The organism is Trinickia soli (assembly GCF_002879855.1).
Lineage (GTDB): Bacteria > Pseudomonadota > Gammaproteobacteria > Burkholderiales > Burkholderiaceae > Trinickia > Trinickia soli.
This window is the reverse complement of the sequence record NZ_PNYB01000020.1, coordinates 1-24,204: the sequence shown is the minus strand read 5'-3', so window position 1 is coordinate 24,204 and position 24,204 is coordinate 1. Positions and strand designations below refer to the sequence as shown.

General features: G+C 62.6%; 25 protein-coding genes. 14 read left to right on the top strand and 11 right to left on the bottom strand.

All coding sequences use genetic code 11. From position 1 onward, the window contains the following. Positions 1 to 4: 4 nt before the first annotated feature. From nuoI to C0Z19_RS20615, 12 genes are all read left to right on the top strand, one after another. The gene (gene nuoI / locus C0Z19_RS20670; RefSeq protein WP_102611707.1) at positions 5 to 493 is read left to right on the top strand and encodes an NADH-quinone oxidoreductase subunit NuoI; all 489 of its coding nucleotides are present in this window, start codon (positions 5 to 7) and stop codon (positions 491 to 493) included. Between the two features lie 133 nt (positions 494 to 626). Then, positions 627 to 1,313, top strand: coding sequence for an NADH-quinone oxidoreductase subunit J (locus C0Z19_RS20665; RefSeq protein ID WP_102611706.1), 687 nt, complete (start codon positions 627 to 629; stop codon positions 1,311 to 1,313). A gap of 17 nt (positions 1,314 to 1,330) precedes the next feature. After that, positions 1,331 to 1,636 (top strand): NADH-quinone oxidoreductase subunit NuoK, encoded by a 306-nt coding sequence (gene nuoK, locus C0Z19_RS20660; RefSeq protein WP_102611705.1) that lies wholly within the window; start codon positions 1,331 to 1,333, stop codon positions 1,634 to 1,636. A 17-nt stretch (positions 1,637 to 1,653) separates the two neighbouring features. Further along, positions 1,654 to 3,726 carry an NADH-quinone oxidoreductase subunit L gene (gene nuoL / locus C0Z19_RS20655; protein ID WP_102611704.1) on the top strand — a complete coding sequence of 691 codons (2,073 nt, stop codon included), beginning with the start codon at positions 1,654 to 1,656 and terminating at the stop codon, positions 3,724 to 3,726. 15 nt (positions 3,727 to 3,741) lie between these two features. Continuing rightward, positions 3,742 to 5,232, top strand: coding sequence for an NADH-quinone oxidoreductase subunit M (locus C0Z19_RS20650; RefSeq protein WP_102611703.1), 1,491 nt, complete (start codon positions 3,742 to 3,744; stop codon positions 5,230 to 5,232). A gap of 24 nt (positions 5,233 to 5,256) precedes the next feature. Further along, positions 5,257 to 6,735 carry an NADH-quinone oxidoreductase subunit NuoN gene (gene nuoN, locus C0Z19_RS20645; RefSeq protein ID WP_102611702.1) on the top strand — a complete coding sequence of 493 codons (1,479 nt, stop codon included), beginning with the start codon at positions 5,257 to 5,259 and terminating at the stop codon, positions 6,733 to 6,735. A gap of 7 nt (positions 6,736 to 6,742) precedes the next feature. Continuing rightward, positions 6,743 to 7,039: a DUF2818 family protein gene (locus tag C0Z19_RS20640; protein ID WP_102611701.1), complete on the top strand. Its 297-nt coding sequence runs from the start codon at positions 6,743 to 6,745 to the stop codon at positions 7,037 to 7,039. A 58-nt stretch (positions 7,040 to 7,097) separates the two neighbouring features. Further along, positions 7,098 to 7,730, top strand: a complete 633-nt coding sequence (locus tag C0Z19_RS20635) for an NUDIX domain-containing protein (RefSeq protein ID WP_102611700.1) — start codon at positions 7,098 to 7,100, stop codon at positions 7,728 to 7,730. An 89-nt stretch (positions 7,731 to 7,819) separates the two neighbouring features. After that, positions 7,820 to 8,320, top strand: a complete 501-nt coding sequence (locus C0Z19_RS20630; RefSeq protein WP_102611699.1) for a DUF1178 family protein — start codon at positions 7,820 to 7,822, stop codon at positions 8,318 to 8,320. 123 nt (positions 8,321 to 8,443) lie between these two features. Next, positions 8,444 to 8,917 carry a MaoC family dehydratase gene (locus tag C0Z19_RS20625; RefSeq protein ID WP_102611698.1) on the top strand — a complete coding sequence of 158 codons (474 nt, stop codon included), beginning with the start codon at positions 8,444 to 8,446 and terminating at the stop codon, positions 8,915 to 8,917. Then, positions 8,914 to 9,408, top strand: a complete 495-nt coding sequence (locus tag C0Z19_RS20620; RefSeq protein WP_425330271.1) for a MaoC family dehydratase — start codon at positions 8,914 to 8,916, stop codon at positions 9,406 to 9,408. The genes C0Z19_RS20625 and C0Z19_RS20620 overlap by 4 nt, the downstream gene beginning before the upstream one ends. Before the next feature lie 390 nt (positions 9,409 to 9,798). Next, the gene (locus tag C0Z19_RS20615) at positions 9,799 to 10,866 is read left to right on the top strand and encodes a hypothetical protein (protein ID WP_102611697.1); all 1,068 of its coding nucleotides are present in this window, start codon (positions 9,799 to 9,801) and stop codon (positions 10,864 to 10,866) included. Between the two features lie 112 nt (positions 10,867 to 10,978). Here the strand turns inward: C0Z19_RS20615 and C0Z19_RS20610 are convergent, their stop codons facing one another. The 7 genes from C0Z19_RS20610 to C0Z19_RS20580 all read right to left on the bottom strand — a co-directional run bounded on the left by C0Z19_RS20610 (position 10,979) and on the right by C0Z19_RS20580 (position 17,643). After that, the gene (locus C0Z19_RS20610) at positions 10,979 to 11,671 is read right to left on the bottom strand and encodes a glutathione binding-like protein (RefSeq protein WP_102611696.1); all 693 of its coding nucleotides are present in this window, start codon (positions 11,669 to 11,671) and stop codon (positions 10,979 to 10,981) included. Positions 11,672 to 11,852: 181 nt separating this feature from the next. Continuing rightward, positions 11,853 to 13,079: an acyl-CoA dehydrogenase family protein gene (locus C0Z19_RS20605; RefSeq protein WP_102611695.1), complete on the bottom strand. Its 1,227-nt coding sequence runs from the start codon at positions 13,077 to 13,079 to the stop codon at positions 11,853 to 11,855. Between the two features lie 105 nt (positions 13,080 to 13,184). Beyond that, entirely contained in the window at positions 13,185 to 14,300 is a 1,116-nt protein-coding gene (locus C0Z19_RS20600; protein ID WP_102611694.1) for a phosphotransferase, read from the bottom strand. Between the two features lie 86 nt (positions 14,301 to 14,386). Further along, on the bottom strand, positions 14,387 to 15,103 hold the full coding sequence (locus C0Z19_RS20595; RefSeq protein ID WP_102611693.1) for a histidine phosphatase family protein: 717 nt from the start codon (positions 15,101 to 15,103) through the stop codon (positions 14,387 to 14,389). An 8-nt stretch (positions 15,104 to 15,111) separates the two neighbouring features. Beyond that, positions 15,112 to 15,900 (bottom strand): oxepin-CoA hydrolase, alternative type, encoded by a 789-nt coding sequence (locus C0Z19_RS20590; protein WP_102611692.1) that lies wholly within the window; start codon positions 15,898 to 15,900, stop codon positions 15,112 to 15,114. Positions 15,901 to 15,935: 35 nt separating this feature from the next. Next, positions 15,936 to 17,114, bottom strand: a complete 1,179-nt coding sequence (locus C0Z19_RS20585) for a pyridoxal phosphate-dependent aminotransferase (protein WP_102611691.1) — start codon at positions 17,112 to 17,114, stop codon at positions 15,936 to 15,938. A gap of 19 nt (positions 17,115 to 17,133) precedes the next feature. Beyond that, positions 17,134 to 17,643, bottom strand: coding sequence for a putative toxin-antitoxin system toxin component, PIN family (locus C0Z19_RS20580; protein ID WP_425330272.1), 510 nt, complete (start codon positions 17,641 to 17,643; stop codon positions 17,134 to 17,136). A gap of 81 nt (positions 17,644 to 17,724) precedes the next feature. Between C0Z19_RS20580 and yaaA the strand changes: the two genes are divergently transcribed. Together yaaA and C0Z19_RS20570 are read left to right on the top strand one after the other, a co-directional pair. Continuing rightward, positions 17,725 to 18,507, top strand: a complete 783-nt coding sequence (yaaA, locus tag C0Z19_RS20575) for a peroxide stress protein YaaA (protein ID WP_102611689.1) — start codon at positions 17,725 to 17,727, stop codon at positions 18,505 to 18,507. Between the two features lie 32 nt (positions 18,508 to 18,539). Beyond that, entirely contained in the window at positions 18,540 to 19,697 is a 1,158-nt protein-coding gene (locus C0Z19_RS20570; RefSeq protein WP_102611688.1) for a M14 family metallopeptidase, read from the top strand. Positions 19,698 to 19,770: 73 nt separating this feature from the next. Here C0Z19_RS20570 and C0Z19_RS20565 read toward each other — a convergent pair whose 3' ends face one another. The 4 genes from C0Z19_RS20565 to C0Z19_RS20550 form a co-directional block, all read right to left on the bottom strand. Beyond that, positions 19,771 to 20,352: a BspC domain-containing protein gene (locus C0Z19_RS20565; RefSeq protein WP_102611687.1), complete on the bottom strand. Its 582-nt coding sequence runs from the start codon at positions 20,350 to 20,352 to the stop codon at positions 19,771 to 19,773. Between the two features lie 222 nt (positions 20,353 to 20,574). Beyond that, positions 20,575 to 21,249, bottom strand: coding sequence for an energy-coupling factor ABC transporter permease (locus C0Z19_RS20560; RefSeq protein ID WP_102611686.1), 675 nt, complete (start codon positions 21,247 to 21,249; stop codon positions 20,575 to 20,577). Positions 21,250 to 21,357: 108 nt separating this feature from the next. Continuing rightward, positions 21,358 to 22,203: a helix-turn-helix transcriptional regulator gene (locus C0Z19_RS20555; RefSeq protein ID WP_102611685.1), complete on the bottom strand. Its 846-nt coding sequence runs from the start codon at positions 22,201 to 22,203 to the stop codon at positions 21,358 to 21,360. A 187-nt stretch (positions 22,204 to 22,390) separates the two neighbouring features. Beyond that, on the bottom strand, positions 22,391 to 23,596 hold the full coding sequence (locus tag C0Z19_RS20550; protein WP_102611684.1) for a DUF2863 family protein: 1,206 nt from the start codon (positions 23,594 to 23,596) through the stop codon (positions 22,391 to 22,393). Positions 23,597 to 24,204: the final 608 nt, after the last annotated feature.

The following is a 24,204-nucleotide window of genomic DNA, read 5'->3' as shown; positions in this document are numbered from 1 at the left end:
CGAAATGAACGCTATTCAAAATTTCTTCAAGACGTTTTTCCTGACCGAGCTCCTCAAGGGCCTGGCGCTGACGGGTAAATACACGTTCAAGCGCAAGTTCACGGTGCAGTTCCCCGAGGAAAAGACGCCGCTGTCGCCGCGCTTTCGCGGTCTGCACGCGCTGCGCCGCTATGAAAACGGCGAAGAGCGCTGCATCGCCTGCAAGCTGTGCGAAGCGGTGTGCCCGGCGCTTGCCATCACGATCGAGTCGGAAGTGCGCGCGGACAACACGCGCCGTACGACGCGCTACGACATCGATCTGACCAAGTGCATCTTCTGCGGTTTCTGCGAGGAAAGCTGCCCCGTCGATTCGATCGTCGAGACGAGCATCCTCGAGTATCACGGCGAAAAGCGCGGCGATCTGTACTTCACGAAGGACATGCTGCTCGCGGTGGGCGATCGCTACGAGGCCGAGATTGCGGCGTCGAAAGCGGCCGACGCGCCGTATCGTTGATAAGCAGTAACGCAGTTGCTTTTGCTCGACGCGTAGTTGGGACGACGTGGCGGTGTCGACCGCCACGGCCGGCCGCGGCATGCCGCCGCCGGCTACCACGCCTGATTGATGAGCTAACGATGAACCGGTAATCATGGAATTCACGACCGTACTGTTTTACATCTTCGCGCTGCTGCTGACTGTGTCGGCGCTGAAGGTGATCACGTCGCGCAACCCGGTCGGGTCCGCGCTCTTTCTCGTGCTCGCGTTCTTCAACGCGGCGGCCATCTGGATGCTGCTCGAGGCCGAATTCCTCGCGATTCTGCTCGTGCTGCTCTACGTCGGCGCGGTGATGGTCCTGTTCCTGTTCGTCGTGATGATGCTCGACATCAATCTCGACGTGCTGCGCAAAGACTTCAAGCGCTTCGTGCCGATGGCCACGGTCGTGGGCGCGATCATCATCGTCGAAACGGCGCTGATCCTCTGGCACGGCTACGGCGCCACGACCACGCCGGTACGCGAGGCCGTCGCGGCCGGTGCGGGCACCATGTCGAACACGTACCTGATCGGCAAGGTCATCTACACCGATTACGTATTCGCGTTCGAAGTGGCCGGCCTCGTGCTGCTCGTTGCGATCATCGCGGCGATCGCGCTGACGGCGCGCAAGGGCAAGGACAGCAAGCGCCAGCGCGTGTCGGACCAAGTGAAGGTGCGCGCGCAGGACCGCGTGCGCATCGTGAAGATGCCGGCCGAGAGGTCGACGCTGCCGGCTTCGGCCGAAGGCGCAGCCGGCGAGCCCAATGCGAATGTCGGCGCGGGCGCGGTCGACAGCAATCGTTGAGCGTCGAGGAGAAAAACATGTTGTCCCTGGCTCATTACCTCGTTCTCGGCGCGATCCTGTTTGCGATCGGCGTCGTCGGCATTTTCCTGAATCGTCGCAACGTCATCATCATCCTGATGGCGATCGAACTGATCCTGCTCGCGGTGAACACGAACTTCGTCGCGTTCTCGCACTACCTCGGCGACATACACGGGCAGATCTTCGTGTTCTTCGTGCTGACGGTGGCCGCGGCAGAAGCGGCGATCGGTCTCGCGATTCTCGTGACCCTGTTCCGTACTCTCGACACGATCAACGTCGAGGATCTCGATCAGCTCAAAGGTTAAATTCAGGCACTGCGGTTATGTCCATGACACTCAATGAAAACCTGCTGCTGGCGGTTCCGCTCGCACCGCTCGCCGGCTCGCTGATTGCAGGTCTTGGCGGGAAGGTGGTAGGGCGCAAGGGCAGCCACCGGATCACGATCCTCGGCGTGCTGATTTCTTTCATCCTGTCGGCGATAGTGTTCGCCGACGTCATGCAAGGCGCGAGCTACAACGCGACCGTCTATGAATGGATGAAGGTCGGCTCGCTGAAGTTCGAAGTCGGCTTCCTCGTCGATTCGCTCACCGCGATGATGATGTGCGTCGTCACCTTCGTCTCGCTGATGGTCCACATCTACACCATCGGTTATATGGCGGAAGACGACGGCTACGAGCGCTTCTTCTCGTATATCTCGTTGTTCACGTTCTCGATGCTGATGCTCGTCATGAGCAACAACTTCCTGCAGCTGTTCTTCGGCTGGGAAGCGGTGGGCCTCGTGTCGTATCTGCTGATCGGTTTCTACTTCACGCGTGAGAGCGCGATCTACGCCAACATGAAGGCGTTCCTCGTGAACCGCGTGGGCGACTTCGGCTTCCTGCTCGGCATCGGCTTGATTCTCGCCTACGCCGGTTCGATGAACTACGGCGAAGTCTTCGCCAAGCGCGAAGCCCTCGCAGCCCTGACCTTCCCGGGCACGCAGTGGGGCTTGCTGACCGTCGCCTGCATTTGCCTGTTCATCGGCGCGATGGGTAAGTCGGCGCAGTTCCCGCTGCACGTCTGGCTGCCCGACTCGATGGAAGGCCCGACGCCGATCTCGGCGCTGATTCACGCGGCGACGATGGTGACGGCCGGTATCTTCATGGTGACGCGCATGTCGCCGCTGTTCGAACTGTCGGATACGGCGCTGTCGTTCATCATGGTGATCGGCGCGATCACGACATTGTTCATGGGCTTGCTCGGCATCGTCCAAAACGACATCAAGCGCGTCGTCGCTTACTCGACGCTCTCGCAGCTCGGCTACATGACGGTCGCACTGGGCGCCTCGGCGTATTCGGTGTCGGTGTTCCACCTGATGACGCACGCGTTCTTCAAGGCGCTGCTGTTCCTTGGCGCAGGTTCAGTCATCATCGGGATGCATCACGATCAAGACATGCGCAACATGGGCGGCCTGCGCAAGTACATGCCGATCACGTGGTTCACGTCGCTGATGGGCACGCTCGCGCTGTGCGGCACCCCGTTCTTTGCCGGCTTCTACTCGAAGGATTCGATCATCGACGCCGTCGGCCTTTCGCATCTGCCGGGCGCGGGCTTCGCCTACTTCGCGGTGGTCGCCAGCGTGTTCGTGACGGCGCTGTACTCGTTCCGTATGTACTTCATGGTCTTCCATGGGGAAGAGCGCTTCCGTCATCCGAAGGATTACGGCAACGGTCACGGCGCAGAATCGGCGGCGCACGGCGGCAATGGTCACGATGATCACGGCCACGGGCACGGCCATGACGACCACGGCCATGCACACGAACCGCACGAAACGCCCTGGGTCGTCTGGGTGCCGCTCGTTCTGCTTGCGATTCCGTCGGTCATCATCGGCGCGATCGCCATCGGCCCGATGCTCTACGGCAACTTTTTCGCACACGGCGTGGCGTTCGATAAGGTCGTCTTCATCGGCGAGAATCACACCGCGCTCGAAGAGATGGGTAAGGAATTCCACGGCTGGTTGCCGATGGCGTTGCACTCGGTGCAGTCGCTGCCGCTGTGGCTGGCCATTGCGGGCTTCGTGACGGCGTGGTTCCTGTATCTGATTCGCCCGGATCTGCCGGCGGTCATCCGCCGTGCGTTCGGCCCGATCTACACGTTGCTCGACAACAAGTACTACATGGACAAGATCAACGAAGTCGTCTTCGCACGCGGTGCGGTGGCCATCGGCCGCGGCCTCTGGAAGGAAGGCGACGTCGTGGTCATCGACGGTCTCGTCAACGGCAGCGCACGCTTCATCGGTTGGTTCGCGAGCGTGATCCGCTTCCTGCAATCCGGTTACATCTACCACTACGCGTTCGCCATGATTATCGGCATGCTGGGGCTCCTTACCCTGTTTGTAACGCTCGGCGGCAAATAAGGCGGGGGACACTTAATGCACTCTTTTCCGATTCTAAGTACCGCGATCTGGCTGCCGATCGTCTTCGGTCTGGCCGTTCTTGCTGTCGGTTCCGACAAGAACCCGGGTCCCGCGCGCTGGCTGGCGTTGATCGGCTCGATCCTCGGCCTGCTCGTGACGCTGCCGCTGATTACCGGCTTCGATTCGTCGAGCGCCGCGTTGCAGTTCGTCGAACAGGCGAATTGGATCGAACGCTTCCACATCACGTATCACCTCGGCGTCGACGGCATCTCGATGTGGTTCGTCGTCCTGACGGCGTTGATCACGGTCATCGTCGTGATCGCCGGTTGGGAAGTCATTACCGAACACGTGTCGCAGTACATGGCCGCGTTCCTGATCCTCTCGGGGATCATGATCGGCGTGTTCTCGGCGGCTGACGGCCTGTTGTTCTACGTGTTCTTCGAAGCGACGCTGATCCCGATGTATCTGATCATCGGCGTGTGGGGCGGCCCGAACCGGATTTACGCCGCGTTCAAGTTCTTCCTCTATACGCTGGCCGGCTCGCTGTTGATGCTGGTCGCGCTGATCTACCTCTACGTCCAAACGGGTACGTTCGATCTGGCGACGTGGCAGAACACCCAACTCGCGATGACGCCGCAGGTGTTGCTGTTCATAGCGTTCTTCCTGGCGTTCGCGGTGAAAGTGCCGATGTGGCCGGTCCACACGTGGTTGCCTGACGCGCACGTGGAAGCGCCGACGGGCGGCTCGGTCGTGCTGGCCGCGATCATGCTGAAGCTCGGCGCATACGGTTTCCTGCGTTTTTCGCTGCCGATCGCACCCGATGCAAGCCATACGCTCGCCCCGGTCATCATCACGCTGTCGCTGATCGCCGTGATTTACATCGGCCTCGTCGCGATGGTGCAGGCCGACATGAAGAAGCTCGTCGCGTATTCGTCGATCGCGCACATGGGTTTCGTCACGCTCGGCTTTTTCATCTTCAACCAGCTCGGCGTCGAAGGCGCGATCGTGCAGATGATCTCGCACGGCTTCGTATCGGGCGCGATGTTCCTGTGCATCGGCGTGCTTTATGACCGCATGCACTCGCGTCAGATCGCCGACTACGGTGGCGTCGTCAACGTCATGCCGAAGTTCGCCGCGCTCGTGATGCTGTTCTCGATGGCGAACTGCGGCTTGCCGGGCACGTCCGGTTTCGTCGGCGAGTTCATGGTGATTCTCGCCGCGGTTCAGTTCAACTTCTGGATTGCTTTCGGCGCAGCGTTCACGCTGATTCTCGGCGCGGCCTACACGCTGTGGATGTACAAGCGCGTGTACTTCGGCGCGGTGACGAACGAGCACGTGAAGGAACTGAAGGACATCAACTCTCGCGAGTACCTGATCCTCGGCGTGCTGGCCTTTTTCACGCTGTTCATGGGCGTCTATCCGAAGCCCTTCACCGATGTGATGCACGTCTCCGTGGAAAACCTCCTCTCCCACGTCGCGCAGTCGAAACTGCCGGTGTCGCAGTAACACTGAGCGGAGGAACAAAAGATCATGCAAAACGCCCCTATGTCTCTCTTGTTGCCCGATGGGCTGCTGATGGCGGCCGCCGTCCTCGCGTGGCTGAACGAAACGTTCGGCGGCGAGCAGAGCCGGCGCCTGACGTATCTGATCGCCGTGCTGGCGTCGATCGTCTCGGGCGTCTGGTTCGTCACCCTCGTGTTCGATCCGCAGCCGCATTACTTCTTCTCGCACATGTACGTCGTCGACGGCTTTGCGAGTGCGATGAAGGCCGTCGTGTCGCTCGGTTATGCGGTGACGATGATCTACTCGCGCAAGTACCTCGAAGATCGCAATCTGTTCCGCGGGGATTATTTCCTGCTCGGCATGTTCGCGCTGCTCGGCCAGCTCGTCATGATCTCGGGCACGAACTTCCTGACGCTGTACCTGGGGCTCGAACTGATGTCGCTGTCGCTCTACGCGGCAATTGCACTGCGTCGCGATGCCTCGCAGTCGAACGAAGCGGCGATGAAGTACTACGTGCTGGGCGCATTGGCTTCGGGCTTCCTGCTCTACGGTATGTCGATGCTTTACGGCGCGACGGGCTCGCTCGATCTGAACGAAGTCCTCAAAGCCGTGGCGTCGGGCCACATCAACAATGTCGTGCTGCTGTTCGGCGTGATCTTCATCGTGGCCGGCGTCGCATTCAAGATGGGTGCGGTGCCGTTCCATATGTGGGTGCCCGACGTCTACCACGGCGCGCCGACAGCCATGACGCTGCTCGTCGGCGGCGGCCCGAAGGTGGCGGCGTTCGCCTGGGGTCTGCGTCTGCTCGTGATGGGCGTGCTGCCGCTGGCCGGCGATTGGCAACAGATGTTGACGATCCTGGCGGCGCTCTCGCTGATCGTCGGCAACCTCACCGGTATCGTGCAGCGCAACGTCAAGCGTATGCTCGCTTACTCGGCCATCTCGAACATGGGCTTCGTGTTGCTCGGTCTGCTCTCGGGCGTGGTCGACGGCAAGGCTGACGGCATGGCAAGCGCATATAGCTCGGCGATGTTCTACAGCATCATTTATCTGCTGACGACGCTCGGCTCCTTCGGCATCGTCATGTTGCTGGCGCGCCGCGATTTCGAAGCCGATACGCTCGACGACTTCAAGGGCTTGAACAAACGCAGCCCGGTGTTCGCGTTCGTCATGATGGCGATGATGTTCTCGCTGGCCGGCATTCCGCCGACCGTCGGGTTCTATGCGAAGCTCGCCGTGCTCGAAGCCACGGTCAACGCCGGTCTGACCTGGCTGGCCGTGCTGGCGGTGATCACGTCGTTGTTCGGCGCGTTCTACTACCTGCGCATCGTCAAGCTGATGTACTTCGATGCGCCGCAAGATTCGTCGCCGCTGGCGAGCGATGCATCGGGCCGTTGGCTGCTGGTGCTGAACGGCGTTGCCGTGGTGGCGCTCGGGATCGTGCCGGGCCCGCTCATGACGTTCTGCCTGAACGCGATGGCGCATACGCTGCCGGTCGCACTGTAAGCGCACCATGTCCGCCGCCGGCTGGTTCATCGTGTTGTTGGCGCTGGTCGGCGCCAACCTGCCGTTTTTCAATCAGCGGTTGTTCGCCGTGGCGCCGTTGCCCGCGGCGAAAAAGAGCGCGTGGATTCGTATCGCCGAACTGATCGTGCTGTACTTTGCGGTCGGCCTCATCGGCTTTTACCTCGAAGCGCGCGCCGGGAATCGCTTCGAGCAGGGCTGGCAGTTTTACGCGATCACGTTCAGTTTGTTCGTCGTGTGCGCGTTTCCCGGCTTTACGTTCCAATATCTCGTCAAACGTCGCTGACGGCCCTGTCGGCTGCCAGGGTCCCCGTCCGTTACCGGAAGACTGCAGGAGAGTGCAGATGACCCAACCGTCCGATCCCAATCATCCGCATCACCATGCGTCGTTGACCGAGACGCGCATCGACGGCGAATCCGCCTACGAAGGCAATTTCCTCAAGGTCAAACGCGATACGGTGCGTTTGCCAGACGGCAAGCACACGACGCGCGAATACGTCCTCCATTCGGGCGCCGTCATGGTCATTCCATTGTTCGACGACGGTCGCGTGCTGCTCGAGCGGCAATACCGCTATCCGATTTGCCGGGTGATGACCGAGTTTCCGGCGGGCAAGCTCGATCCGAACGAAGGCGCGCTCGCTTGCGCCGAACGCGAGTTGCGGGAGGAAACGGGATATTCAGCACGCGAATACACGTTCCTGACGCGCATTCACCCGATCATTTCCTATTCGACCGAATTCATCGACATCTTCCTCGCGCGGGGCCTGACCGCGGGCGAGCGCAAGCTCGACGATGGCGAATTCCTGGAAGTCTTTACGGCCGACGTCGCGCAGGTGGGCGAGTGGATCCGCGCCGGCGAAATCACCGACGTCAAGACGATCATCGGCCACTTCTGGCTTGAAAAGGTGCTGTCGGGCGCTTGGCAGCCCGATCGCAAGGAGCCGCCGTTGCCACCGACTCCCGGCTCGACAGCCTGAGCGCCGAGAGGCGTAGAATCGGATTTTTCGGCGAACGATCGTTCTATCCATTTGCGCTACACTTACGCGCACATCCGCTGCGTTTCATCATGAAGGTTCTCGATCTGCAATGTCCGCACGGTCACCGGTTCGAAGGCTGGTTCGCCTCGGCCGATGATTTCGACTCTCAGTTATCGCGCAAATTGATCGCATGCCCGATTTGCGCGCAGACCGAGGTCAGCCGTATGCCGTCCGCGCCGCGCCTGAATTTATCGGGGGCGACCAGGGCAGGGCAGGACAGCGAGCAGCCGCGCGAATCGCAACGCACGGGCGAGGGCAACGCGCAGCCTGCCCCCGCTCAGGCCAGCGCGACGGAGCGGGCGAAAGAATTCGAAGCGACGGCGCTTCGGATGTTGCGGGAAGTCGTCGGCAAGGCTGAAAACGTCGGTGACCGTTTCGCCGAAGAAGCGCGCCGCATGCACTACAACGAAGCGCCGGCACGCAGCATTCGCGGCGTAACGACACCCGAAGACGCTCGCGCCCTGGTTGAAGAAGGGATCGAAGTCATGGCGCTGCCCGGCGTCTGCGTGCCGAAAGAATCGCTGCAATAGGTCGCTGTGCGGTGGATCACCGCACGCGAGCGGGGGCGACCGCAGGCCGTACCCGCCGCGCGCCACGTGAGAAAAACGCCGGGCGCGTTTCGCGCGAGCCGGCATACCGAGGGAAGTGCAGGGATGGGGTTCAGCTACGAAGATTGGGAGGTTGGCTCCCGTATCGAGGTCGGTACGCATACGTTCACGGCGCAAGAGATCGTCGAATTCGCCGAGCGATTCGATCCGCAGCCGTTTCATATTGACGAAGCAGCCGCCCAAGCGTCCCCGTTCGGCGGCTTGATTGCGAGCGGCTGGCACACATGCTCGGTCATGATGGGCATGCTTGTTCGCAACGTGCTCGGTGGTTCGACGTCGCTGGGCTCGCCCGGTATCGAGGAAATTCGCTGGCTGAAGCCCGTGCGCGCAGGCGATACGTTGCGCATGTTCAACGCGGTGCTGGCCAAGCGCGTTTCTGCGAGTCGTCCCGATCGCGGGATCGTCACGACCCTCTGGGAAGGCGTCAATCAAGCGGACGAGACTGTCGTTACGGTGCGCTCGAACGTGCTGTTCGGAATGCGGCATCCGCAAGCGGCCAGCGGCGGGGCGCCGGCGTGACGCTCGACACGGCGTCCACGCGCGGGGGCGATGCCCTCACGAGAATCGTCGACGCGGCCGATCTGCGTGCGCGGATCAAAGGTGAGCCGCTGGTCGGCGATTGGATCGACATCGATCAGGCGCGCGTCGATCGATTCGCCGACGCGACGGGCGATCATCAATGGATTCACGTCGATCCCGAACGCGCACGCCGCGAATCGCCGTTCGGCAGCGCCATCGCGCACGGGTTTCTCACGTTGTCTTTGATTCCATCGCTGTTGATGGATACCGTGCGGATCGAACAACGCATGGGTCTGAATTACGGGCTGAACCGGGTCCGGTTCATGGCGCCGGTGGTAGTGGGCGCGCGCTTGCGCGCCGTGTTTGTCGTGGCCGACGTGGCCGATGTATCTGACGGCGCACTGCAGGTCACCTGGGATGTCACGATCGAAGCCGAGGGCGGCGCCAAGCCCGCTTGCATCGCGCAATTCGTCACGCGGCATTATTTCTGATCCGCCTGAGGCGTTCAGCCGCCGCGTACGCTATGCGGCCATCGACGGACGATGTCCCATCATCTAGTACCGTGTAAGGCTTTGGGCCCTACCAGCGGGCGCCGTCGTGACGGCCGGTCAAGTTTCCCTCTAAGCTCAGGGCATTCGCCCCGCCTCCCCGCGATTTTGCTTGATCAGCGCACGACGACCGCTATCGAGACCATGCCTGCCTTATTCAATTGGTTGTCCCGACGCCGATCGGCCGGACCGCAGACGAGCGCGTCGGGCCAGGCAAGCCCGGCGAGCCAGACGAGGCGAGGCAGGCGAGCGCCTTCCGCGAGCTCGCCGGGTCCCGCAGGTCAGTTGAGCGGGCCGGGTGCCGGGCCGCGGTACGCCGGCTACGAAGAGACAATGGCGGCGGCATGGCGCCGCCTGCCTGCGGAGTACCCGATCAGTTACGCGAAGTACCCTACCCGTTACGAAGAGGCGTTGGCGGCTGCGCCATTGCCGTCTGAGCCGCCCGCTTATCAAACGGTGGTCAACGATTGGCCCTATCGCTATCCCGAGAGAGTAGAGCGCGACGGAACGCCGATCCCTCCTGCCCCTGAGTATCCCCACGACGCGGACAGAGAAAGAGAGGCAGACCCGCAACTGCAACCCCTCCCGACCTACCCGCAAGCGATCGCCGCAATGTCCAGCACCCTTGAACAAGAAGTTGATCGCTATGTCAGAAACATGCGCACCGGACTGGCAAAAGAATGTTTGCTTCCTTTTCCAAGCGAGGCGGATGTCTCGGTGGCCGGAGGATCTCGTACGGACCGGGGGCGCGCGATGGCGCTCGTGCGAAGCACCAGGCTGGCGCGCCAGGCTGAGCTTTTACAGATGCATCAGCGCGAACTGGCTCGACTGCCTCAACGACTGCAACGGCTCAGACAGCTGGACGCCGATCCCCGAATCATGGACCGGCTGGACAGTGTGTACGCCAGCGCCCTGGAGAGCTATGGATTCTTCGAGAGCGAGCATCAACGTCTCGCACGCCATAGCGACGACAGCGCGCAGAGGGCTTCCTTGCAGGACGGAGACATCCCCCTCCATCGATGGGGAAAGACGCAGGGCGAAGCCCTCCTCCTGGAGGCGATCCATCTCTATGCCAGCATGCGAGCCGAACTGAATCTCGAGTTTTCGGTGCCTCTTCCGCGGGTGCGTGGATTCAGGGCGCGCGCATTTCTCCCTCGGTGGCGACGCAATGAGCTGCGCTTCGTGCGATCAGTGCGCCTCGAACGGCAAGGCGAACTCCTGGACCAATATTTCGGCCGAATGCGTCAGTTGGCCGAGCGAAGGATGCGCGAAGAAGGCTCATTAAACGCTGGCCCGTCGCTTTTAGACGAGATCGACACGACGCTCGACGAAATGTGGGAATTCTATGTGCCCTTCAGGATCGAGCATGACCGCCAACTGAGCCGCCAACTGAGCCGCTAACGCGCGGTGCTTACCATCATGCCGCTGCGCCAACCGCGCATCTCGATGCCGACGCCGATGGCCAGACAACCCTCACGCCTCGCCGCATCCGCGCGTTTGCGACAAGCGCGTATCAGTGTTTGGCGTACTGCGTCGCACCGAACAGAATATCCCTGGCTTTGTCGTCGGTGAGTGCGCGGCGCGCCGACGCAAGCACTTCGACACCGCGCTGCACCGCGGCACGCGCCGCGATGGCCTCGTGCCAGCGCTTGACGTTCGGGTAATCGGCCAACTCGACGCCTTGGTTTTGCCACGAACGCGTCCAGGGGAAGGCCGCAATGTCGGCAATGGTGTAGTCGTTGCCGGCCAGATAGGCGGTCTTGCCGAGTTGCTTATCCATGACGCCGTATAAACGCTTCGCTTCGTTCGTGTAGCGATTCACCGCATAGTCGATCTGCTGCGGCGCGTAGATGCGGAAGTGGTGCGTCTGGCCGAGCATCGGTCCGAGACCGCCCATTTGGAACATCAGCCATTGCAGCGTCGCATAGCGGGCCGCAGGATCGGTCGGCAAGAATCGGCCCGTTTTCTCGGCCAGATAAATCAGAATCGCACCGGATTCGAACAACGACAGCGGCTTACCGCCGGGCCCGTCGGAATCGACGATCGCCGGAATCTTGTTGTTCGGACTGATCGCCAGGAACGCTGGATCGAACTGATCGCCCGCGCCGATATCGATTGGGTGAACGCGGTACTCGAGTCCGGTTTCCTCGAGCATGATGTGAACTTTGTGGCCGTTCGGCGTGGCCCAGCTGTAGACGTCGATCATCGCTGCTCCTCGTAGGCTGGTCGGCGCCGCGACAGGCAGCGCCGATCCACGCGGAAATTAGCATAGATCGATTCGCCTCGCTGACGGGCAGCGCAAGGCCCTTGTGCGCGCGCGGGCATCCCACGCGACCCATGCGCGGCCGCCGCTTGCCGATAAGGCGCTGCTGCCGGAGCGGCGTTGCCTAGCTCTGGGCTGCCGCATGTCGTGCCAACTCGAGCTTCGCGATCGCATTGCGATGGACTTCGTCGGGACCATCGGCAAAGCGCAGCCAACGCGCACATGTATACGCGTAGGCAAGCGGGAAGTCGTCGCACATGCCGCCGCCGCCGTGTGCCTGAATGGCCCAGTCGATCACCTGACACGCCATGTTCGGTGCGACGACCTTGATCATCGCTATCTCGCCGCGCGCGCCTTTATTGCCGACCGTATCCATCATGTAGGCCGTCTTCAGCGTCAAGAGCCGCGCCTGTTCGATCATGCAACGCGCTTCGGCGATTCGCTCCTGAGTGACCGATTGCGCGGCGATGGGCTTGCCGAACGCAATCCGCGTCGAGGTGCGTTTGCACATGAGTTCGAGCGCACGCTCCGCGAGACCGATGAGTCGCATGCAGTGATGAATGCGGCCGGGTCCAAGCCGCCCTTGAGCAATCTCGAAGCCGCGCCCTTCGCCGAGCAGGATGTTCGAGGCCGGTACGCGCACGTTTTCGAGCGTGATTTCCATATGGCCGTGCGGCGCATCATCGTAGCCGAACACGCTGAGTGGACGATGGACGGTGATGCCGGGCGAGCCGGCCGGCACCAGAATCATCGACTGCTGCGCGTGTTTCGGCGCATCGGGATCGGTCTTGCCCATCACGATATAGATCTGGCAGCGCGGGTCGCCGGCGCCCGACGACCACCACTTGCGGCCATTGATGACGTAGGTGTCGCCCTCACGCTCGATGCGCGTCTCGATGTTCGTCGCATCCGACGATGCGACGTCGGGCTCGGTCATCAAGAATGCCGAACGGATTCGGCCGTCCAGCAGCGGCTCGAGCCAGGCGCGTTTGTGTTCTTCGCTGCCATAGCGTTCGAGCGTCTCCATGTTGCCCGTATCGGGCGCGTTGCAATTGAAGACTTCGGGCGCCCAGGGCACGCGGCCCATGATCTCGGCGAGCGGCGCATATTCGAGATTGGTCAGTCCCGCGCCGTGCGACGAGCCGGGCAGGAACAGATTCCAGAGTCCGGCTTCGCGTGCGCGAATCTTGAGCGTTTCGACGAGTTCGGTCGGAAGCCAGGCGTTGCCGGCTGCCCGGTTGCGCGCGACTTCATCGAGGAATGCACGCTCGTTCGGATAGATATGCGTGTCGAAAAATTCGAACAGCTTCGAACGCAGGGTTTCCACTTTTTCTGAGTAATCGAAATACATGGCGGCCTCGCAGTGAGGGCGGTGTCGTTGCCGATGCGCCCAGGTCTTAACGTGTGTTCTGGCTTATGCGTGCGGCTGTCCCGTGAGGACGGAACGTCCCTGCCGCTATCGCATTTTCTGCGCGTACGACCAGGCGAGCTCCGCCATCGGCCGTGCGCGGCGACCGGCATCGAGCGCCTGTGCGCTCGCGGCAGTACCGACCGCCACGCGTTTCATGATCCCTTGCAGGATCGCGGCGATGCGGAACATGTTGAAGGCCAGATAAAAGTTCCAATCGCCCGGAATGGAGAAGCCTGTGCGATCGCAATAACGATCGACGTAGCTGCGTTCGTCGGGGATGCCCAGCGTGGCCCAGTTCAGCCCCGCGATACCGCGGAACTGCACCGGATCGACGTGCCACGCCATGCAGTGATACGCGAAATCGACGATCGGATCGCCGAGTGTGGAGAGTTCCCAATCGAGCACGGCGAGAATGCGCGGCTCGCTCGGATGAAAGATGAGGTTGTCGAGCCGATAGTCGCCATGGACGATCGCCGTGCGCGCATTTGCACCGGACTGTTCCTGTGGCATGTGCGCCGGCAGCCAATCGATCAAGCGATGCATCGCCTCGATCGGCTCCGTTTCCGACGCCTCGTACTGCTTGCTCCAACGTGCGATTTGGCGCGCAAGGTAGTTGCCCGGCTTGCCGTAGTCGGCGAGGCCCACCGAAGCCGGATCGACGCAGTGCAGCGCGGCGATCACGCGATTGGTCTCGTCATAGATCGCTGCGCGCTGCGCGCTCGTCATGCCGGGCAGCGACGGGTCCCACAGCACCCGTCCCTCGACGTACTCCATGACATAAAATGCCCGGCCGATCACCGCCTCGTCTTCGCAGAGCGCGAGCATCGTCGCGACGGGCACATCGGTATCGGCGAGCGCCGCCATCACGCGGTATTCGCGCTCGATCGCATGTGCCGAAGCCAACAGCTTCGCGGCGGGGGCGGGCTTCGCACGCATCACGTAACTGCGCGATGGCGTAACGAGCCTGAAGGTCGGATTCGACTGCCCGCCAGCGAACTGTTCGACCGTCAACGGCCCGGCGAACCCGTCGACGTGTTCGCGCAGCCACGCCGCCAATACCCCGGCATCGAATCGTTGCTGCTCGGATACGGCGCGCGTGCCGACGAACGCCGAATAGTCCTGCTGCCGGTTCGGGGGAACTGCCGATTCGTTGGTTGCCATGTAACGACTCCCATTGGGGGTTGTCCCGATGACTGATCGCGAAGATGCAGCGGCTGCAGTCTCGACGCCGCGAGCCGCGCGACGCGTCACTCGCGCCGATAGCGAAGATATTGCGAGTAGAGCATTTCCATCGTCGTGTGCCGGACATCGCGAAAGAGCGGCGTCGGCGGCGAGTAGTTCAGTGCGCGCACGACCCAGTCGCCGTGGCGTGCGCCGACGTCGAGCGCATTGATGCAGCCCGTCGACTGCGCGAGATGGCCGAAGAACGCGCGCGAGCCGGCCGTGATCGCATGGGAGAGCAGCGCGCGATTGACGCCGCCGTGCAGGACGAGCAGCACCGTGTCCCACGATGGATCTTCGCGCAAACGTGCAAGCGGCGGCAGCACGCGATTGAGCAGTTCGCCGATCGTCTCGCCGCCGAGAAAGCGCGTCGTCTCCGCTACGACGCCGTCGAACGCGGCAAGAAACGCCGCTTCGATCTGGTACGGCGGCAAATCGGCCAACCGGCCGGCGCTGATTTCCTGCCACTCCCGCCACACTTCGAGCTCGATGTCCTGTCCCGTCGCGGCCAGCACGCGCTGCGCGGTTTCGATCGTGCGCGGCAGACCGCTGACAATGACGCGATCGAACCGCACGGCGTCGGCTGCGAAGGCCGCACCGGCGGCGCTTGCTTGCGCGAGGCCGTGCTCATTGAGCGGCACCGTCTCGGGATCGATCGCTCGGCCGCTATCGTCGAAATAGGTCACGTCGCCGTGGCGCATGAGGAAAATGCGTCGCCGAGCGGGCATTGTAAATTCGCTCATGGGCGCGCTCAGCGATAGTCGGGAGCACGTTTTTCGAGGAAGGCGGTGATGCCCTCCAACGCGTCCGCGTGATGAAGCGAAGCGACGAAATCGTCGCGCTCAGCCGATAGATGATCTGTGAGCGGCTGGCTGCCCGCCGCGGCGACCAGCGCTTTGATGCGTGCCTGCGCGTTCGGCGAGCCGCGCCCGAGTTCGTCGGCCCAGGCGATGGCGGCTTGCTTCAATTGCGCTGTCTTGACGAGCCGATTGACGACGCCGAGCGCATGCAGTCGCTCGGCCGGGACGGGTTTGCCTTCGAGCAGGATCTCCGTCGCCAACGCACGCGGCAGCGCCTGGGCGAGAAACCACGAGCCGCCGCCGTCCGGCGTCAGGCCGACGCGCGCGTAAGACATGACGAACTTCGCGTCATCGGCCGCGATGATCAGATCGCACGCGAGCGCAAGCGAAAAGCCGGCGCCGGCCGCGGCGCCCGCCACCGCGGCGATCACGGGCTTGCGCGACGTGCGCAACGCCAGAATCCATTGCGCGAGCATATCGATGCTCTGCGCTTGCACCGAAGGGTCTTTGGCGCGGTTCTCGAGCAGGCGATTCAGATTGCCGCCTGCGCAGAAGAAATCATCGGCGCCCGTTACGACGATGGCGCGAATCGACGCATCGCGCTCGGCCGTTTCGAGCGCCTGAATGCCTGCCGCATACATGTCGGGATGGAGCGCATTGCGCGCCCCCGGATTGGACAACGTCAACACGAGGGTCGACTCGCTCTCGGGCGGTCGCGACGCGAGCAGCTCAGCGCTCATGATGTTTCCTTTGCTGGTTTGACAATCGCCGTGCTTCAGAGACGCGCGAGCCGCTCGAGTGCCGTAGCGAGCGTAGCTTCGCGTTTGGCGAAGCAAAACCGCACGACGCCCGATTCATGCGGCTCGTGATAGAACGCCGACACCGGTATGGCCGCCACGCCGATCTCGCTCGTGAGCCACTTCGCGAACTCCGCTTCGGGCAGATCGCTGATCGCCGAATAGTCGACGCATTGGAAATACGCGCCTTCGCAGGGCAGCAGCTTGAAACGCGTACCGGCCAGCCCCGCTCGGAAGAAGTCACGTTTCTTTTGATAGAAGGCGGGCAACCCGAGATACGGCGCCGGATCGCGCAGGTACTGCGCAAGGCCCACCTGCATCGGCGTATTGACGGTGAAGACGTTGAATTGATGAACCTTGCGGAACTCCGCCGTCAGTGCGGCCGGTGCAGCGACGTAGCCGACTTTCCATCCCGTCACGTGGAAAGTCTTGCCGAAGCTCGAGACGACGAAGCTGCGTCGCGCGAGTTCGTGATAGCGCGCGACGCTTTCATGGGGCGCGCCGTCGTAGACCATATGCTCGTAGACCTCGTCCGAGAGAATCAGCACGTTCGTTCCGCGCACGATGTCTTCCAGCCGCCGCATGTCGTCCGCGTGCCAGATCGTGCCGCTCGGGTTGTGTGGCGTGTTGATCAGCAAGAGCCGGGTGCGCGGCGTGATCGCGCTCGCGAGCCGATCGAAATCGATCGCGTAGTCGGGCGCCTCGAGCGTCACGAAAACGGGCTTGCCGCCGGCCAGTTCGATCGACGGCACGTAGCTGTCGTAGGTCGGCTCCAGCACGATGACCTCATCGCCCGGGTGGACCGTGGCCAGAATCGTCGTCAACAGTGCCTGCGTCGCGCCGGCCGTGACGGTGATCTCAGTGTTCGGATCGTAGGCGCGGCCGTGAATCGCCTCGATTTTGCGCGCGATCGCCTCGCGCAGCGGCGCGACACCGGCCATCGGCGGGTACTGATTGTGACCCTCGCGCATGGCGCACGAGACGGCTTCGACGATCCGCTCGTCGCAGTCGAAATCGGGAAAGCCTTGACCGAGGTTGACGGCGCCGCGCTCGGCGGCGAGTGCGCTCATGACCGTGAAGATCGTCGTGCCGACGGACGGCAGGCGCGAGGCGAGAGCAAAGGGCGGTTGGTTCGTCGGTTCTTGAGGTGCGTTCATGGTGCGATCGATGTCTGCGTCAGGCGATAGCGATAGCAGGGGCAACGGCAGTTGCGACAGGCAGCCCCGGCAGCCCCGGCAGCCCGGACAGACAAGCTGCCACGAACGGTGCCGGTTCGACGATTCGAATCCCGAAATCGCGCGCGGTGCGTTTGTTGAGCCTGAGTAGCGCTCGATCTTTGGACACCAGCCATGCGGCGTTGACCGCATGGGCGAGCTCGAGGAATTTCTGATCGTCGCGATCCTTGCACTTGGGCAGCGGAGCGCTATCGGCGGGCACGGGTGCCGATTCTTCAAGCGTGCTCAGCTGTGCCACCGACGCGAGTGCGGCCGCCTTGTCGACGTCGCGCGCAACGAACTGCGGATAGTCGAGCACGCGCGCGAGTTCGCCCAGGCAGCGCCGGTCAATGACGGCGCAAAGGAGTCCGCGTTGGAGCGCGGCGTGTATCGGGCGCGTCGCCGGATCGTCGAACACGAGGATGTCGATCCAGACATTCGAATCGAGCACCACGCGCGGCGCGCTTGTCATCGCTTCGGCATCGTTATGGGGCATTCGCTAAAATATGGCTTTTCGTCTTTACCGTTCGGCACGGCGTGCCGGCGAGCCTCCATGATAATTGTTTTGTCTCCGGCCAAGTCGCTCGACTACCAGACGCCTGCCCACGTCTCTAAACATACCATTCCCGATTTCGTCGAAGACGCAGCGCAGCTCATCGAAGAATTGCGCCGGTATTCCCCGCAGCGCATCGCATCGCTGATGGATATTTCGGATGCGCTCGCCCATCTGAACTTTCAACGCTACGCCGATTGGTCGCCGCAATTCAGTCCGCAGAATGCGAAACAAGCCGTGCTTGCTTTCAATGGAGATGTCTACGAAGGCTTCGACGCGAAGACGCTTTCTGCCGCCGATCTCGATTACGCGCAGAAGCATGTGCGCGTCTTGTCAGGGCTTTACGGCGTGCTGCGCCCGCTCGATCTGCTGCAGCCGTACCGTCTGGAGATGGGGACGCGTCTGCCGAACGGGCGCGGCAAAGATCTCTACGCATTTTGGGGCGAGCGTATTACGGACGCGCTGAACGCGCAGCTGCGTCGCAACAGGAACGGCGCGCGCGTGATCGTCAATTGCGCATCGAACGAGTATTTCAAATCGGTCCGGCCGCGGCAACTCGAGGGCCCCGTGGTGACGCCGGTGTTCGAGGATTGGAAGGGCGGCCGCTATAAGATCATCAGCTTTCACGCGAAACGGGCGCGCGGCTTGATGGCGCGGTTCGCAGTCGAGCAACGGATCGACGAGCCTGAAAAGCTGAAGGACTTCGCCGCCGAAGGCTACGCATTCGATGCCGCAGCATCGAACGAATCGACCTTCGTATTTCGGCGCCGCGTCGGCGACTGAGCCGCGTGCGACCCTTTTCCCGAGGAACCTCGATGAGCCTTTCGATCACCAGCAACTTCGACGCGGGCGCGATCGAAGTCGTGTCGTGCGAGCAAGCCGAAGACATTCGTCTGCGTTTTCGCCCCGACAATCGCGCCGATCTGACGCAGTGGTTTTACTTCCGGCTCTCGGGCGCGCGCGGTGAGCGCTGCGTCATGACGCTCGAAAACGCCGCGCAATGCGTATTTGCGCAGGGCTGGCATGGGTATCGAGCCGTCGCGAGCTATGACGGCGTCAACTGGTTCCGCGTGCCGACGTCATACGATGGACAGGTCCTGACGATCGACCATACGCCCGATTTCGATTCGATTTACTACGCCTACTTCGAGCCATACAGCGAAGAGCGGCACGCGCAATTCCTGGGGGCCGTGCAGCAAATGCCGCAGGCCACGCTCGTCGAACTCGGACGCACCGTCGAGGATCGTCCGATGTCGCTGCTGGTGCTGGGCACGCCGGGCGCGAGCGACGCGCGTGCAAAAAAGAAAGTATGGATCATCGCGCGTCAACATCCGGGCGAAACGATGGCCGAATGGTTCGTCGAGGGACTTGTCAAGCGCTTGGCGGGGTGGGGTGATTGGGCCGGCGACGCGGTTGCGCGCAAACTCTACGAACACGCGGTGTTCTACATCGTGCCGAACATGAACCCCGACGGCAGCGTGCGCGGCAATCTGCGCACGAACGCGGCGGGCGCCAACCTTAATCGCGAATGGCTGCAGCCCGACGATGTGCGCAGCCCCGAAGTGCAGTGCGTGCGCCAGGCGATTCACGCCAACGGCTGCGACATGTTCTTCGACATACACGGCGACGAAGCGCTGCCTTATGTCTTCGTTGCGGGCAGTGAAATGTTGCCGAATTTCACCGAGCGGCAATTGCAGGAGCAGCGCGCGTTCATCGAGGCCTTCAAACAGGCGAGCCCCGACTTTCAGGACGTCCACGGCTACGAGGCGTCGAAGTACCAGGAGGATGCGCTCAAGCTCGCCTCGAAGTACATCGGCCATACTTTCGGGTCCTTGTCGCTGACCCTTGAAATGCCGTTCAAGGACAATGCGAACCTGCCCGACGAGCGGGTTGGCTGGAGCGGCGAGCGCAGTGCGGCGCTCGGTGCGGCGATGCTGGGCGCGGTGTTGCGCCACTTCGAGACCTGTGCCTGACCGGCGTGCTGCATGGCAGCGAATGAAGCGCGCGACCGCTCGAGCGAGAGCGGCGCGCGTTTGGCGAATGCGATCAGTGGCTTGAGCTTGCCTTGGCCGGCGATTTTCTCTTGCTCGTCGAAGTCTTGCCGACGCGCTTGCTCGTATGATGGACTTTGCGCTTTTTCTTTGTCGAACGCTCTTTGTGAGGCTTCAACGCGGGCACAGGGTCGTTCCAACTGAATGCAAGCATCTGCTTGCCGACATAGCCGCAACGAAACTTCAGCGGATAGGGCTCGTGCGACGTTTTGCGCGGGATTCCCTGACCTTCGACCGTGACGATGTTTTCGACCGTTACGCGTTGCTTGCCTTCATCGAACGGCTGATTCCACGGCGTGATCTCGGCATGCGCCGGGTCGAACGCCGCCGGCGGAAAGTCGACGTGGTCGATGGCCGTGGACGTGCTCGCAACGAAATTGCCGTGGGCCGCGCAATCGGCGACGAGCGGGTCGGCATGCATGTCGTTCACGAAGTGGGCGATCATGTCGTTGCGCTGATCGATGAGGTCGGCGCGGGCCGGGGTGGCGGCGATCAACGGCAAGAGCAGGGCGGCTGCTGCGGTAAGCCGATGCGCGAGCTGTCGCATGCGGCGTGAAATCTTCTTGGAGCTGTCCATCCGGTAAGCAGTATCGAGACACAGGCACGTAAGATGCCCCAGTCGGAGACGGAGTTCAATGTCGAGATGAATATATTTTGACAAATGAGCCCGCGGCGGCTTCGACGCGCGGGGAGCCGCGCCGTTCATGGGTGCAGGCAGACGGGAGACGTCAAGACCCGGCTTCGGACGGCAAGCTGCCGAATCTCATGTCTGCGTGAGAGGGCGGCGGATACCACGCAGTCAGGTACGCGGGCCGCCGAGCCGATAGCGGCGCACATCGTTCGTCGTGACCCACGTCGGCTTGTAAATGGCGATGAGCGCCGTCGACATGCCCGTAAACCAAGACTCTCCGGCCGCGAGCAGGAACACGCTGAACGCGTAGCCGATCGGGACCACGGCAGGCGACCCGTGCGCCAGCGCGATATGCATCGCTGCGGCCGCGATGCCGGCGACGGCCACGGCGATCGCCGGCGAAACGAATCCCTGCGCGCAGATGAAGACGAATAGATTGCGCGGCAACCACGCGGTGCAGGCGCGCTGTATCAACGCCGAGACGCCGACCGGCATCGCGCCGTAGATGAGAAATGTCAGCGCGACGCCTTGCCATGCGGCATCGAATACGAGCCCTGCGATGCCTGAAACCGCCGCCATCGCGACGAGCGCCAGCGCCCAGTCGAACAGCGTGACGAGAAGCGTCGCGCCGAGCAGGTGCATGACCGGCCCATCGTCGAGCCAGGCGTTCGTGGCCCACAGCACCGAAATGGCCGTGATGACCGCAAGCCAGACGTGCTGCAGCGTGCCGTCCTGAAGACGCCGGAACGGCCTTTGCGCGAAGGCGAGCGCGAGCACGAGCGCCGCGGCGGCCCAGCCACCAACGGCGATCCATAGCGGAAGCGGCGTGTACAGGAAGCCCATGGGGTCCATATTACTCGTTGGGCTGCGAAAGGTGGGAGCCTGCCGCGTGGCGGACGCGACTCCTGTTACCAACGTTATAGCAAGCGCCGCGCCGACTTGCTCTGTGTGTCAGCTTGCGGCCGGCGGGATGCCGCCGAACGGAACGTCCGGCTCCGCGGCGAGCGGGAGGTCAAGCGGGCAATCCCGGCGTGACAGGGAGTATTTGAACGACGCCGCGCGGCGCAGCGGCACGGGACCGCCTTGACCGAGGACGGGTTTTGGCGCACTGCGACCTTCGCCACGCAGGACCTCGAGTTGCGGCGTGAGCCAGCCGTTGTAGATTGCAACGGCTGCCGCGCGGTTCGGCGCGCCCAATTGTTGAAATATGCTGGCCAGGTGGATTTTGACGGTCCCTTCGCTGATGCCGAGGGTGCGCGCGATCATTTTGTTCGTGCTGCCCATGTGGACGCAGCGCATGATCTGCTCTTGCCGCGGCGAAAGCGCCAGCGCGAAGCGCTTGCGCCGAGGCGGGTCGCCGCTCGCGTCACGCCGCGGTGCGACCATCGGGACGGCCGGCACGGGATGGTGCGCGCCATCGGGTAGAAACGGCGCGTAATGGCCTCCGGCAAGCACTAACTCAAGCAAACGCACGATCAAGCGAGGATTGGTCGTGCGCGGAACGACGCCGTGAACGCCCGCATCGACGAGCGCACGCACGCGCGCTGGCGTGACGTCGTCGACAAATGCAGCGATACGCATGTGGGGGTATTCGGTCAGCACCGCGCGCACTGCACTCGCGCGCATGGAGTCTTGCCAATCGGCGACGAGTAGCTCGGGCGGCAATCGCCGCATTACGCGGCTTGCCTGCGCCCAATCGCGCGCCTCGTAAAAGCGGGCCTGCCGGTCGATCTGCCGCAAGAGCGCCTTAAGGCCATCGCGCCGTTCAGCGTCCGAACTGAGAACTGCAAACCGCATATTTTTGCCTCCTGTAGTCGGTACGGGCAGCGCCGTGGCCGACCGCCGGGGGCGGGCCTGCCGCCACGTTGCGCTGGCGCACAATCATGACAAATTCCTTACAGAGAAGCGGCTAGCCTGATGGCATAGGACGCACCCGCGCCGTCGCGCGCGGCGACGGGGCAGGGGTAAAAGGCGGGCGGTTCGCTTAGTGAAAGTGAGGTTGGGCCGGTTCGGCGTCTTCCGGCATTTCGGCGTGGACGATTTCGCCGAGCGGATCGGCGTATAGCGGAACGCCGCAGTCGTCGCAGTATTCGGGCTCGAAGCGCCCGGCGTGGCGACGGACGTCGGTGACGCCCGCTTCCTTGAGCAGCGCAATGATTTCCTCGAGCGGGCCGCCGGTGTCTTCTGCATCCTCGTCGATCGCCAACTCGCCGTTTTCGCGGCCGTACAGTGGCCAAACGACGCCGTAAATCACGTCGTTGCTACCGCGGCGCGTGAAACCGACGCGATATTCGTCGATCCGACGTTCGCCGAAGCCGGCGACTACGGCGCGCAAGTCTTGCGGCGTTGCGCCGATCGTGTCGAACAGGTAGCGGATCGCGGTGCGGACAGTGTGCGGCCGCACGCGCTCATCGGCGTCGCGGCAGGCCGAATAGTAGGCGTCGGGCAGCAGGCATTCGAACTCGCAGCCGGGCAGGACCAGTGCGAGATTTGCACCGCCTTGCGTGGTCCATTGTTCGAGGCATTGCCCGCGCTCGATGCGCATGCCGTTCTCTTCTTCCTGCCAGCGAAAGAGCGGCGCCCCGACGGGCGCGGCGACGACGGCCAGCAGGAAGCGAGGATCGGCGAGAATCGGCGAGGTTTCGGGCAGATCGCCAAAACTCATCTTCGCCGCGGCGCCCGTGACGGCAGCTTGGATCAGCTGCTGCGCGACACGATACGTTTCGACGTGGTGCCGCGGCAATTGATCGATGCTGTAGAGGAACGGCGCCAGCGCCACGCGCGTGCCGCCGGCCAGCACGTGTGCATGCAGATGAGCGCGCAGCGCGTCGACGGCATCTGCCTTGAGGGGGCCCGAGGGAATCATGTAGCGCGTCCATGCCAATACGGGCGCTGCGATCAGCAGCGCTTCGTAGGGCGTCCCCTCGTGCTCGATGACAAAAGACTCGCTATGCGTTTCGGCCATATCGGCGAGCGCACCGTATGCGTCGGGATGATTTTGCTGCAGATGGTCCAACGCCGCGTCGAGCGTCGTCTGATTGCCGTTGCGGACGATTTTCGCGAGTAGGGTGTCGAGCTTGGCTTCCCAGAAGCGGTCTTCGATGCGGCTGCCCGACGCGAACAGTGCGAGGGAAAGGCCGACGAGTTTGTCGGCATCGGGAGGAAGGCGTTTGGCGATTCGCGAGCGCATAGGGGCTGACTTGGTTGGTTGGATTCGATGAACCCTCCATTCTAGTCGCATCCGCTACACAGGAAGTCGAGCTGCGTCGTTGCCGCGGGCGCGGCCGATGAGGTCGTGCGACAGCGGGGGGTGGCGAGACATTCGATCGCGTTATTTGTCGTCCTGTTTGTATTGAGGAGCGATGAATCCGCGACGGCAAAATTTCCGCTTGCGGCGTTGGCGGAACGCGCCTAGAATTGCGCCCTTTCGCGCAGTGCTGGTGACGGCGCGAAGAAGTTGGAACGAAGCGGGAAGGAAGCAGGGGGCTTGTTGCGCGGCGGTTTGCGCGAGGCTTCGGTGGCAATGTTTTGATAGCAGTCAGATGCAGGCGACGCTAAAAAACAGTTGACGCGATGCGAAACACTCTGCATAATCTCGTTTCTCTGCTGCTGACGCAGCAACGCAAGACGGGCGGTGCCGGAAGGGAAGATTCTTCAGGTGCTGCCGGCGGTCAAGCGACGCGATCTTTAAAAATTTACAGCCGATAAGTGTGGGCGCTTGATAGCGAACGCGAGGTTGGGTCTTCGGATCTGGCCGATAGCGAAAGTATCAAGTCTCACACTAGTATTGAGGTAGGG